General features: G+C 34.3%; 14 protein-coding genes. 8 read left to right on the plus strand and 6 right to left on the minus strand.

What is annotated here, in order from left to right; translation table 11 throughout:
- Positions 1-20 precede the first annotated feature (20 nt).
- The 4 genes from metG to J7R13_RS06440 all read left to right on the plus strand — a co-directional run bounded on the left by metG (position 21) and on the right by J7R13_RS06440 (position 3,634).
- Entirely contained in the window at positions 21-1,580 is a 1,560-nt protein-coding gene (gene metG, locus J7R13_RS06425) for a methionine--tRNA ligase (protein ID WP_208437964.1), read from the plus strand.
- On the plus strand, positions 1,570-2,343 hold the full coding sequence (locus J7R13_RS06430; RefSeq protein ID WP_208437965.1) for a TatD family hydrolase: 774 nt from the start codon (positions 1,570-1,572) through the stop codon (positions 2,341-2,343). Before metG ends, J7R13_RS06430 begins: the two co-directional genes overlap by 11 nt.
- A 10-nt stretch (positions 2,344-2,353) precedes the next feature.
- Positions 2,354-3,169, plus strand: coding sequence for an MBL fold metallo-hydrolase (locus J7R13_RS06435; RefSeq protein WP_208437966.1), 816 nt, complete (start codon positions 2,354-2,356; stop codon positions 3,167-3,169).
- Between the two features lie 105 nt (positions 3,170-3,274).
- Complete coding sequence (locus tag J7R13_RS06440) at positions 3,275-3,634, plus strand: hypothetical protein (protein WP_208437967.1); 360 nt, start codon at positions 3,275-3,277, stop codon at positions 3,632-3,634.
- A gap of 463 nt (positions 3,635-4,097) precedes the next feature.
- Here the strand turns inward: J7R13_RS06440 and J7R13_RS06445 are convergent, their stop codons facing one another.
- Genes J7R13_RS06445 through pcsA form a run of 3 tightly spaced genes read right to left on the minus strand, consistent with a single transcriptional unit; the run spans position 4,098 to position 6,387 of the window.
- On the minus strand, positions 4,098-4,502 hold the full coding sequence (locus tag J7R13_RS06445) for a DUF6163 family protein (RefSeq protein ID WP_208437968.1): 405 nt from the start codon (positions 4,500-4,502) through the stop codon (positions 4,098-4,100).
- Entirely contained in the window at positions 4,499-5,545 is a 1,047-nt protein-coding gene (locus J7R13_RS06450) for an enoyl-CoA hydratase/isomerase family protein (RefSeq protein WP_208437969.1), read from the minus strand. The genes J7R13_RS06445 and J7R13_RS06450 overlap by 4 nt, the downstream gene beginning before the upstream one ends.
- Before the next feature lie 29 nt (positions 5,546-5,574).
- Positions 5,575-6,387 carry a phosphatidylcholine synthase gene (pcsA, locus tag J7R13_RS06455; RefSeq protein WP_208437970.1) on the minus strand — a complete coding sequence of 271 codons (813 nt, stop codon included), beginning with the start codon at positions 6,385-6,387 and terminating at the stop codon, positions 5,575-5,577.
- 243 nt (positions 6,388-6,630) lie between these two features.
- Between pcsA and J7R13_RS06460 the strand changes: the two genes are divergently transcribed.
- From J7R13_RS06460 to sodC, 4 genes are all read left to right on the plus strand, one after another.
- Complete coding sequence (locus J7R13_RS06460) at positions 6,631-7,779, plus strand: UbiH/UbiF family hydroxylase (protein WP_425523226.1); 1,149 nt, start codon at positions 6,631-6,633, stop codon at positions 7,777-7,779.
- A gap of 639 nt (positions 7,780-8,418) precedes the next feature.
- Positions 8,419-8,763 (plus strand): hypothetical protein, encoded by a 345-nt coding sequence (locus J7R13_RS09670; protein ID WP_246786301.1) that lies wholly within the window; start codon positions 8,419-8,421, stop codon positions 8,761-8,763.
- Positions 8,741-9,067, plus strand: coding sequence for a hypothetical protein (locus J7R13_RS06465; RefSeq protein WP_208437972.1), 327 nt, complete (start codon positions 8,741-8,743; stop codon positions 9,065-9,067). Before J7R13_RS09670 ends, J7R13_RS06465 begins: the two co-directional genes overlap by 23 nt.
- A 431-nt stretch (positions 9,068-9,498) precedes the next feature.
- Complete coding sequence (gene sodC / locus J7R13_RS06470; RefSeq protein WP_208437973.1) at positions 9,499-10,047, plus strand: superoxide dismutase family protein; 549 nt, start codon at positions 9,499-9,501, stop codon at positions 10,045-10,047.
- 121 nt (positions 10,048-10,168) lie between these two features.
- Here sodC and J7R13_RS06475 read toward each other — a convergent pair whose 3' ends face one another.
- Genes J7R13_RS06475 through sufD form a run of 3 tightly spaced genes read right to left on the minus strand, consistent with a single transcriptional unit; the run spans position 10,169 to position 13,084 of the window.
- Positions 10,169-10,570, minus strand: coding sequence for an SUF system Fe-S cluster assembly protein (locus J7R13_RS06475; RefSeq protein ID WP_208437974.1), 402 nt, complete (start codon positions 10,568-10,570; stop codon positions 10,169-10,171).
- Positions 10,563-11,807 carry an aminotransferase class V-fold PLP-dependent enzyme gene (locus J7R13_RS06480; RefSeq protein WP_208437975.1) on the minus strand — a complete coding sequence of 415 codons (1,245 nt, stop codon included), beginning with the start codon at positions 11,805-11,807 and terminating at the stop codon, positions 10,563-10,565. The genes J7R13_RS06475 and J7R13_RS06480 overlap by 8 nt, the downstream gene beginning before the upstream one ends.
- A gap of 8 nt (positions 11,808-11,815) precedes the next feature.
- Positions 11,816-13,084: a Fe-S cluster assembly protein SufD gene (gene sufD / locus J7R13_RS06485; protein WP_208437976.1), complete on the minus strand. Its 1,269-nt coding sequence runs from the start codon at positions 13,082-13,084 to the stop codon at positions 11,816-11,818.

The following is a 13,084-nucleotide window of genomic DNA, read 5'->3' on the forward strand; positions in this document are numbered from 1 at the left end:
CGTTTTATAACGAGTATGACATGCGTGATATATATTATATAACAACTCCAATCTTTTATCCTAATGGTACTCCACATATTGGACATGCCTATAGTGCAATTGCAAGTGATGCTTTGGCTCGTTTTCAACGATTAGATGGCCAAGTTGTATTTTTTCTTTCTGGTACGGATGAACATGGTTTAAAAATGCAACAGACAGCAGAAGCGTTGGGAATGACGCCTAAGCAACTTGCGGATCGTAATAGCGCTGTGTTTCAAAAAATGCTTGCAGTATTAAATTGTTCTAACGATGATTTTATTCGTACAACAGAAGATCGCCATTATCAAGCTTGTCAAGAAATCTGGAAAAAGATGGAAGCGAATGGCGATATTTATCTTGGCCGTTATACGGGCTGGTATTCGGTTCGTCAGGAAGCGTATTATGAAGAGAAGGATACGGAGGTTGGAGAAGATAACATCCGTCGTGAAAAGGAATTAGGCTCTCCAGTTGAATGGAACGAAGAAGAGAGTTATTTTTTTAGACTTTCCCGTTATGAAAAAGCCCTTCTTGAATATTATGAAAAACATTTTGATTTTATTGCTCCACTCGAACGACGTAATGAAGTTATAAGTTTTATCAAATCAGGTTTAAAAGATATTTCTATTTCACGGACAAATTTTGATTGGGGAGTTACTGTTCCAAGTAATCCAAAACACGTGATGTACGTTTGGGTTGATGCACTAACAAATTATTTGTCAGCAATTGGCTTTTTCGATGAGAGTTCAAAAAAACATAATTTTTGGCCTGCGAACACTCATATCATTGGTAAAGATATTATTCGTTTTCATGCAGTTTATTGGCCAGCATTTTTAATGTCTGCTGGAATTGAATTACCTAAGCATATTTTTGCTCATGGTTTTTTACTCAATCGCGGTACAAAAATGTCAAAGTCCATTGGAAACGTTATTGATCCTTTTGAAATGGTCAATCACTATGGTCTTGATCAGCTCCGTTATTTTCTTCTTCGTGAAGTACCATTTGGACAAGATGGCAGTTATAGCCATGATAGTTTTGTGAACCGCATTAATGCAGATCTTGCGAATGATCTTGGTAATTTAGCGCAGCGCTCTTTGTCTATGATTGCCAAAAATTGCGATGCAAAAATTCCTATACCAGCTGCATTTTTAGATCAAGATGAACAGCTTTTAAAACAATCTCTTCGAGCACTTGAGACTGTACGCCAAGCTATGTCTTGTCATGAGGTGCATTTAGCACTTTCAGCTATTTTTTCAGTTGTAGCAGATGCAAATCGCTATTTTGCCAACGAACAACCTTGGAGTTTACGGAAAAATAATCCAGAAAGATTTTCTACAGTTCTTTATATAACTGTAGAAATCTTGCGACGAATAGGAATTATGCTGTTACCTTTCATTCCACAATCAGCAGACAAGCTTCTTGACAGCCTCGCTGTTGCTAAAGACGATCGGTTATTGCATCATATAAGCCATTCAAAGATTCAAGAAGGTCTTGATCTTCCGACACCAGAACCAATTTTTCCTCGTTATATCTTGAAGAAAGACGATATTCATCATGTTGATTGATACACACTGTCATCTTGATTTTGAGGATTTTGCGCAAGATTTTGATGATGTCATACAACGGGCTTTAGATGCTAATGTTAAACGTATGATAACGATTTCAACACATGTTCGTAAGTTGGATAAGCTTTTGGCAATTACACAAGCCTATAATCAAGTATTTTGTTCCGTTGGTACCCATCCCAATAATGCCCATGAAGAACAAAAGATTACAGCTGAAAGTCTTATCAATCTATCCAAGCATCCCAAGATTGTTGCGTTTGGGGAAGTGGGGCTGGATTATCATTATGATTATTCTTCACCAAAAGAGCAAAAAAAAATTTTCCACGAACATATTATAGCTTCTAGAGAAACGCAGCTACCTCTTGTTATACATTCACGCAATGCAGATGGAGATATGGAGCAAATATTACGCGAACAGATAAAAGAAGGGGCTTTTCCATTTGTACTTCACTGTTATTCGTCTGGGATGCAACTTGCTCGTGCTGGTATTGAACTTGGTGGTTATATTTCCTTTTCAGGTATTCTTACTTTTAAAAATGCGCTTGAAATCCGTGAAATAGCAAAAATTGTACCTCATGAGCATTTATTGGTGGAAACGGATGCACCATTTTTAGCACCTGTTCCTCATCGAGGGAAAAGAAATGAACCATCTTTTGTACGTTATACGGCTACTACTTTGGCTGAAACAATTGGTTTAAGTATTGAGGAAATATCTCAAATAACAACACGCAATGCTTTTCATTTATTTAGTAAAATGAAATGAGGCAAAAGGCATGTGTGATCGGTACCGATTTACAATATTAGGCTGTGGTTCCTCTCCAGGAGTTCCACGCCCTAATGGTGATTGGGGAGCTTGTGATCCTAATAATCCTAAAAATAAACGCTACAGAAGTTCTTTATTAGTCGAGCGTATTCATACATCAGGAAAAAAAACAACCGTCGTCATAGATACTGGTCCAGATTTTCGATCACAAATGATCGAAGCCCGCGTAAGTCATCTTAATGCCGCCCTTTATACGCATTCTCACGCAGACCATATTCATGGTATTGATGATTTACGCAGTTATGCACTTGCGCAAAAATGTTTAATAGATATTTATGCAGATGAGTTTACACTAGAGCATTTGAAAAACGCATTCGGATATTGTTTTCAGAAGCCAAGAGGTTCATCTTATTCACCCATTTTAAAAGCGCATACTATCAATGAAGATAGCCAATTTATAATTCAAGGGCAGGGAGGAGCAATAACCGTCAATACGCATTTACAATGTCACGGTAATATTTACTCTTTAGGTTTTCGTATTGGCAATGTTGCTTACTGTACAGATGTTAGTAAATTTCCTGAAAAAACGTTACTAAAATTAATGAATTTGGATGTTTTAATTATTGAGGCTCTGCAATTTGAAGCTCACCCAAGTCATCTTTCTGTTGATCAAGCGTTACAATGGATAAAATATTTAAAACCTCAAAAAGCTATACTCACACATATGGATAGATCACTTGATTACAATAAAGTTGTAAATTATGTCCCACCATATGTTGAGCCCGCACATCAAGGACTTGTTTTTGAAACAGATGTACAAATCTAAAAAAACAATATTTCCTGTTAACTAAAACATTCTTTAAAATTCTAGTCTTTATTTTGTATCATTTTTGACATAGTTGTGTCTTTTTTATGTTAAAAGTGAGGTTTTATGTATAAGTGTTTTAAGCGGGCAATATGTGTTGTGGTTTTAGCGGTCTCTTTATCAGCATGTGGGGGACGTTTAGAAAAAAATATTTCAGTTACAACATTACACGATGGGGCAATGAGCTGCGCCGATATTCAACGGGAGCTTTGGGCTAATAAACGCCAAATTGAAGCGACAATAGCAGAACGTTCTAGAGCAAGAAATAAAAATGTAGCTTTAACTGCAGCAAGTGTTGTATTTGTTCCTGCCTTGTTTTTTCTTGATGTAAAGTCAAGTGAAAGCAATGAAATTTCAGCTTTAAATAACCGCAATGCTGTTTTGAGTGATCTCGCACATATGAAACGTTGTAAATTATCACAATAGTTTTTTTATATTATATTTTATTAGTTATTCCTTTTTGGCTTTAAGTAATATTACTTAAAGCCAAATTTTTTTTTAATAGATATACTATTCCGTTGTCAAATTTTTGACATACTTTTGTTTAAAAAGTGAATTATGCGACATAAATACGATTAATGTATCTAAATTAGGATTTGCTCTGTTTTGATCAGGCCCCTCTATTTTTTACTCTACATCATTATTTATCGCATAATATATATTATGGAACTTTTATAAATAGAAAGGATATGTTACATGGCAATGGCACTCTGGGGAACTATCTCGACATTACTATGGATATTTTGTTCAAAAGCGACTAGCCCTTGGGATTTATGGTGGGTACCTTTTGTTTAAGAAAACTTTACGACCTTTTAAGACTGAAAATCGGGGCAGTTATTCTCTGGCTGGCCCGAAAGCCTGAATCGCAATGGTTTCTTTAATTTTTAATCTAGTACTCTCTTGCATGATTCCTTTTTAAAAAGATCATTATAATTTGTAGTATTATAAAAGTTAAAAATAATATTCCATAAAACAATGGTATAAACGGCTGATAATCGGAATAATACCTCGTTAATATTTCGGTAAATGCTGCAACGCACCATAAAACAACTCCCCACAGTGAATACATCCAAAGTCCAATTAAGGCGATAGGATAAACAACGGCTAATATGGCTGATGCAAACTGCCACTGCCATGGCATAAGATCAAAACGCCATAGAACACCTGGAAATATACCAATAAGACGCACCCAATAAAAAACACTTAAACCTAAGCAAATGAGTGCTAAAAATCGCAAATAGCACTTATAAATTAAAGTGATTTTTGAAATCTGTTTTTGAAGTTTCTTTTTCAAAATAATAATTCTTTTTCAACAGGTTGAAAGTAAGCATCTATCATTTCATCTGTTACAGATGAAAGTTTGTTTGGTTGCCATTTAGGTGTTTTGTCTTTATCAATTAACATTGCACGCACACCTTCACGGAAATCATGTGAACTGATCATATGATGTGCGATGCGGTTTTCAATTTTCATACAATCTTCCAAAGTTTGAAATAGGTTCTGTTTCATTTGTTTCCAAATAATTTTTAAACTTGTTGGAGAACGCGACTGCAAAATATCATAACATTCTTTGGCGAATAAGACCCCTTGATTACTTTTTTTATAAAGTAATTCAATACATTCCTCCAATATGTGGGTACTAAAACAAGCGCTGATAACACGACGTATTTTATGGCTTGTTTCATAGTCTTTTATAATCGCTTGTTTATCTAAAGCTAATTTAGGGTTTCCTTGCTCAATAATAGCTTTTCTAATGTATTCTAATTCAACTGCAGGAACAGCATGTGTTGCTAACCCTAAATTTAAGCAATCCCCCCATTTTATGCGTGCACCGGTCAATGCAAGATAAATGCCAAAATGATCAGGAAGAGATGGTAAAAAAAAGCTTGCGCCAACATCTGGAAAAAATCCAATAGCGCCTTCTGGCATAGCAAAGATTGTATTTTCTGTAACAATTCGGTGTGAACCGTATATAGAAATACCTACCCCTCCTCCCATCCAAATACCGTTCAAGAAAGAAATGTAGGGTTTTGGAAAACGCTTAATGTAAGCGTTTAAGCGGTATTCATCTCTAAAATATTGGTAAGAAGAGTCTTTCTTTCCCATATGATAAATTTCTACAACATCTCCACCAGCACAAAAAGCACGCCCCTCTCCTTCAACCAAGACGCAAGAAACATCATCATCTGTTTCCCATGTATTAAGAGCTTTTTGAAAAGCAAACACCATTCGTTGATTAAGAGCGTTTAATGCTGAAGGGCGTGTGAGCTTTATAATACCAGCATGCCCTTCTTTTGTAAAAGAGATATCATTCCCTGCTCCAAAATCAATTTGCATTTTATCCCCGTCTTTAAATATCTATTATCTTATTGTTTTATTATGCTTTTTGCTCCAAATTGGGGAAATAGTTGCATGACAGCACCAATACAATACATATAAATACCTGTTACTGAAATCCCTATCTTAACCCAATATGGAGCATTAAGCTGATAAAAGAAGGCAACAACACCAAAAGAACACCATAAGAGAAAAATTGGAAAATTAAGCCACCGCAAACGGATAACTCTTACTGGGTGAATGAAATAAATTGGTAAAAAAGATATAACTGCTGATAAGACAATAATAGTAAAAGTAATCCATTCTCTTGGATTCACTACAAAAAGCGTGAAAACCATCATATTCCAAACTACAGGAAACCCTTTAAAAAAGTTTTCTTTGGTTTTCATTCCGGTATCTGCATAATAAATAGCTGATGAAATGACAATGATAGCACTCAATAAAAATGACAATCCTGAACCTATCAAACCACTTTGATAAAGCGCGAAAGCTGGAATTAAAACATAAGTTACATAATCAATGATATTATCTAAAAGTTCTCCAGACCATGTTGGAAGTACGTATTTAACATCAAGTTTGCGTGCAATTGGCCCGTCAATACCATCAACGAGAAGTGCAAGCCCAAGCCAACAAAACATGGCAGTCCATTCTTTTTGAGACGCCGATATAAGGGAAAGAAATGCTAAAAATGAACCCGAGGCTGTGAGTAAATGGACAGAAAAGGCTTTTGCTTGTGGCATCGTTACTTTTTTATGGCGCAATCGATCAGCATTTGTTTTAATTTTTTTTGCTAGCTTACGTTTCAAGGTTTTCTTATCCTCGTTTTTAAAATTTTTATCCATATAACCAGTACGCCATTTTTTCCATGATATGATTTTAATTGTAAAAAAAAATCACAAAAAGGTTACTTTTTTATATCGCATTATTTATTACATAATATAATAGAATAACTTCATATAATAAAAAGAGATTATTCATATAGAAATGTTAAAATATTTGATAAATGGGGAAAGGTTCAAGTAATTGTGACATTAAAAAGAAACGATCATAAAGATATTGCTATCATTGGTGCAGGCCCAGTCGGCATGTTAGCAGCACTTAGTCTTGCAGATAAAGGGCACTCTATTTGTCTTATTGGTCCACCTTCTCATGCAAATGAATTACGGACAACCACTCTTATGATGCCAGCAATACGTGTCCTTCAAAAACTCAATATTTGGAATATTCTTAAAGGTCATGCAGCCGCTTTATCTTTTATTAGAATCATAGATATAACTTCTAGGATTGTACGCGCTCCTACTGTGGATTTTTCTTCTGCTGAAATTGGTGAGGAAGCTTTTGGTTATAATATTCCTAATATAGAGTTAAACAATGCTTTAGCTTGTCGTATCACACATACGCCCAATATTACAAGATTTGTTTCTTCGGCAAAATCTTTCCACCACCAAAAGAGTCATGTACGGATTACCCTTGCAGATGAGAGGGTTATTCAAACATCACTTGTTGTCGCTGCTGATGGACGCCGTTCTCTAACACGAGCGGCAGCGGGTATAGGTGTTAAACAGTGGGATTATCCACAAAAAGCACTGATTCTCAATTTTTCTCATGATTTTTCTCATCAAAATACATCAACTGAATTTCATACAGAACATGGTCCATTTACACAGGTTCCACTACCAGGAAAAAGATCCAGTCTTGTATGGGTCGTTAGTCCTTGTCGTGCTGAAAAATTATTGAATATGAAGGAAAAAACAATTGCAAAAGTCATAGAAGACCAGATGCAATCAATGCTTGGAAAGTTAACATTAGAAACGGCAATTCAGGTATGGCCACTTTCAGGACTTATTTCTCATCGTTTTGCTGCCAATCGAACGATTTTAGTGGGTGAAACAGCCCATGTCTTTCCTCCTATTGGAGCGCAAGGATTAAATTTAGGGTTTCGTGATGTGCAAACTTTGATTGATATTTTACCTAAGAAAATATCCAATTATAATTCTGAAATGATTGTTGCACGTTATAACAAGTGTCGAAAACCTGATATATTGATCCGAAGTGGATCTGTTCATATGCTCAACTCTACTCTCCTTTCTAATATGTTACCTGTTCATATCGTACGAAGCCTTGGTCTCGGATTATTACGTAGTTGCTCACCGTTACGTAATTTATTCATGCGAGAAGGAATGTATCCTGGTCACGGATTCAAAGAAATTATACAAATATTTCCGATTAAATAGCCTAAAAAATTCCATTAATATGAAAAAATAACTGATACCAATGAAGTAAACTAATGAACAATAATAACAAGAATAATATTTAATTTTGCAGATAAATTTACTAATTAAATCAAGCAAATATAAATTATTTTATACAGTGCATAAAGCAAAAAAAGAAAAAATTATTTTAGCACCAAAACATAATAATTATTGATAAGAAAAATATTTCTGATTTTTACATTTTACTTAGACATTTAAACTTAAGCACTGTTTTATTTTTTACACTGTTTTTTTCACTTCTGAAAAACAAATAAAATTGGAAAAAGAAGAAATTATATGCAGGAGTTATTAAAACATTCTGATATCTCACATTCTCTTAGATAAGAATTCTTACGTAATAGATTTTTTTATATCAGAGTTGATGATATGAGTACTGTAAAATCGTATATTTGAATAAATAACGAGATAGAAAAATTCTTTTAAAATAGTTAATTGCGTTATTTTGTTTCATAAAAAAATAAAGAAAAAAATGACTTTGGTTAAGCAATATAGATTTTCATAAGTTTTCTTCGTTAAGTATAATATTAAAATAAAATATTATTGGGAACCTGTTATCAATATAAAGGTTAATGAGTTAGTATTTTAACATATGGTAATAAGATGATATTAAGTAGAATTTTAAAATTAATTATTTTTTTTATAATTGTTATATGTCTATCGTCTATAGTTACGGCTTCAATAAGTAAAGTTTTTTATGCCCCCTATTGTCAAACTTCTGCATATAGCTTCACTAAAGACATTACTAAACCAGGACAAAATTCGTTTACTGCTTCACAAATTAGAAACTGCTTCATGCAAAATGGTTTCACAAATGTTAAACGATTGCGTTTAGACGATAAAGGCATTTGGCGTGCTTTAGTAGAATTTAAAAAGTGCTATTTTATCGTATCAGTTGATTATTCTGGAACAGTTAGCGTTCAAAATGAAAGAAAAAAATGTGATTGATTTTAAAATCTATAGTAATGTTGCTTCTAATAGCTATAAAAGAACTTTTTTTAAAAAAATCTTTCACTCTATTAAAGAACCAGCTTTTATTGGAAGTGTAAATGGCAGTATATCAGGAGCAATCGCAGCAATTCTTGCAACTTATGGTTATATTGCTCTGCCAGGATTTGGTCCAATTATCGCAATGGGTATAGGTATAGCATTTTCGATCGGAATAATAATTGGTGCAATGATAGGATCAATAATGGGTATTTTGGTCGGTACATTTTGTGTTTTCATGGGAAATTTATACACATCACAATAATTATTTCTTTGTATAAACTTCATAATAAAAAAATCGCGTTACCTTATGACCAAGGTATTAGCTAATTTATTAAAATTACTTACTTGATTTCTCATGAGACATTAAAAATCTCTGTTTTTTTAGAACCGTCTCTTGAATAAATGTAAGTGAAATATAATTATCAGTCTATAAAAGCTGCATTATTTAAGAGATATGAAATATTATTTTAGATATTCTTAGAAATGTGTAAAAAGAGTGACTTTGAACTTATAAAGTTTTCTCTCTTAATCATACTTTTTAAGCAAAGTATTGTTAGAATTATTTTAGAAAATAGCAAAACACGTATAATACAAAAACACTCTTTATCAAGCATAGCACTGCATTTACATTTTATACTTAATGTAAAGACTTTATCAAAATAAATATTTTTAAATTTATAAAAGTTGTTTAAAATGAATAGAAAAAAATACTCTATAAATAAAATTTTCCTTCCATTCTTAGCTTTACTAACGTTTTGCATTTATCATAATACTGTATTAGCAAAATCTATAAAAGTAAAAATTTATGAGATACAAAAGAACAACATAAAGAACCCTATTGGTACAATTGAAATTGAAGAAAATGCACATGGTCTGATTTTTACACCAAATTTGTCCACCTTACCGGAAGGTTTGCACGGCTTTCATGTGCATGAAAATCCTTCATGTGATACGAAAGAGGGTGTGATTGGTGGTGCTGCAGGTGGACACTATGACCCGAACCATACTTATAAACATCTTGGACCTTATAATATGAATGGTCACTTGGGTGATTTACCTGTACTTTACGTCGATGATAAAGGCGATTCAACAATGAGTGTTCTTGCTCCACGAATTAAAAAACTTTCAGAAATTACAGGGCGCTCGTTAATAATTCATATAGGGGGAGATAATCAATCCGATAAGCCATTACCACTTGGCGGAGGTGGTGCACGTTTGGCGTGTGGTATTATAGAAGAATAAGACTGACATCACGATGAACTATGAAACTATAAGATTCTCTATAATAGTAGATTGTCCTTAAATTTAAATGATTGCAGAAAATCAATAAATTTACTTATAAATGCATTAAATAAGAATAGTATCAGTACCATCCGACAGCAATTTGCGCTTCTTCTGACATACAATCAGGTGTCCATGGTGGATCAAACGTCATGGTGACTTCAACATGTGAAATACCTTCAACTGCGCTTACAGCATTTTCTACCCATCCTGGCATTTCACCAGCAACGGGGCACCCTGGTGCTGTGAGTGTCATTTCAATTTTTACTGAACGATCATCTTCAATATCAATACGATAAATCAATCCTAGCTCATAAATATCAGCAGGAATTTCCGGATCATAAACTGTTTTAAGAGCAGCAATAATATCATTGGTCATACGATCAATTTCATCTGCCGGAATTGTTGATATATAGGATTTTTTATTTTCCCTTACAGTTTCAACAGATTCTGTAGAATGATGCTCTTCAATTGATTTAGCCATTAAAAAATGTCCTTGCTTTTTCTAATGCTTCGACTAACTGGTCAATGTCTTCATGATTACTATACATGGCTAATGATGCACGACAAGCAGATATTAAACCAAAATGTTGTAATAAAGGTTGTGCACAATGCGTTCCTGCACGTATAGCAACACCTTGCCTATCAATAAACATAGCGATGTCATGCGCATGAATGCCTTCTATTTCAAAAGATATAATAGTGCCTTTATGAGGAGAACGGCCGTAAATACACAATGATTTAACCGTTTCAAGTCTTTCATGTGCATAGGATAAAAGCGCTTTTTCATGTGCGTGAATAGCATTTCTATCTTTTTTCTCTATATAATCAATAGCAGCCGCCAATCCAATGGCTTCAGCTATAGGAGGAGTGCCCGCTTCAAAGCGATAAGGGGGAGCATTATAAAAAACCTTATCAATAGTTACATCCTCAATCATTTCCCCTCCCCCTTGAAAAGGGTGCATTTCCTCTAGCCTATATTCTTTACCATAAAGAACGCCAATACCTGTAGGACCATAAAGCTTATGTCCCGTAAAGACGTACCAGTCACAATCAAGGTTTTGCACATCAACTGTTAAATGTACAGCAGCCTGAGAACCATCAACAAGAACAGGAATACCATTTTGGTGCGCTAGCTTAACAATCTCTTTAACAGGAGTAATAGTCCCCAATATATTGGACATATGCGTAATAGCAACAAGCTTCGTTCTATCAGTTAAAGCCTTTCTAAAATCTTCAATATGTAAGATACCATTCTCATCCACTGGTACAAACACAAGTTTAACACCTTTTTGTTCACGAATAAAATGCCACGGAATAATATTGGAATGATGTTCCATAATAGTGAGAACAATTTCATCACCTTTATTTAATTTTGACATCCCCCAACCATAAGCAACGGTATTAATAGCTTCTGTCGCACTTTTCGTAAAAACAATTTCTTTCACAGTTTGAGCATTTAAAAAAGCACGAACCGTTTCGCGAGCATTTTCATAAGATTGTGTTGCTGCATTCGATAAAAAATGTATCCCTCGATGCACATTTGCATAACGACATTGATAGAAATTATTCATCGCATCAAGCACAGCTTGCGGTTTTTGAGCAGATGCACCACTATCAAGATAAGCCAATCGCTTACCATAAACACTATGGTGCAAAAGAGGAAAATCATGCCGAATTGCTTCTACATCATAATTTAATGTTTGTACGTTATTTCCCATTTTGTACCTTAAACATTTTTTTCTAACCACGTACTCATAATATTTTCCAAAATAGTTTGAATATTATCCTGCTTAATGTCTTCAATAAGCTCGAAGACAAATCCTTTAATTAAAAGTGCACAAGCTGCTTTAAAAGGAATACCGCGCGCCATGAGATAAAAGAGATGATCATGATTAATGTTGGCAACTGTCGCACCATGACCACATGCCACATCATCAGCAAAAATTTCTAATTCAGGTTTTGCATTAAATTCTGCATCATCTGAAAGAATAAGACTATTACAAGCCATGCGCGCATCTGTTTTTTGCGCTTTTTGAGCAACGCGTATTATTCCTTGAAAAACACCAACTGCTTTATCCGTAACCACATTGCGTATAATTTCAGTTGAAGTTGATTTTTCTTCAACATGATGAACGTTCATTGTAAGATCGCTATGCGTTTGCCCCGATAGCAAATTTATTGCTCGTAATTGAAAATCAGCCTCTTCTCCCTGTAATTCAATATCAATTTCGTGTCGATTAAGTTGACTACCTATATTAATCACATAAAGCGATAATTTAGCTCCTTGACCAAGAACCGCACGAAATCGGCCAAACTGTGTAGAACTGAAACCACGATTTCGAATAATTATCCATGTAATATCACTATAAGCCGCAATGTCTAAAGAAAATATCGAACTGACAAAGGTATCTTTATCATTACCAATCTGATGTTCAACAAACACAGCTTGACTGTTTTTATCAATTTTTATGTCTGAAAAAATGTGGGATTGCCCACCCATTTGAATATTTTGTAATTCGATGGGAACAGCTAACTTCGTATTTTCAGGAATGTGAAAAAGCCAACCATCCGTAACAAAAGCTGTATTTAATTGTCCAATAAAATCGTCATTAGAAATAATTTGATCTATCTTTACAGGATTTTCTTTTAATGCATCTGCAAGACGTTCTACTGTAATACTTTCCATGTTTGACGCTGTAGATGTTTTTCCATTCTTAATAGAAAAAACAATTCCTTCTGGAAATAAGGGATCAACAAATTTCCCATCATTTAGTTCTGAAAAATTATTAACAGATTTTAATAACGTGCGAAGATTCGTATAGTGCCAACTTTCGATTTTACGTGAAGGAAGCCGTGTATTTTGAAACAATTCAATAGCTCTCTTACGGACTGCCCGCACCGCCCTATCGCCGGGTAAATTGCTTATAGATCGGTTGAAATTATTGAGTATATCTTTTTCAACCTCTAACAATTCTTGCTGTGCGTTCACGCTCAT

Origin of the sequence: Bartonella taylorii 8TBB, assembly GCF_902825155.1 — a bacterium.
GTDB lineage: Bacteria > Pseudomonadota > Alphaproteobacteria > Rhizobiales > Rhizobiaceae > Bartonella > Bartonella taylorii_A.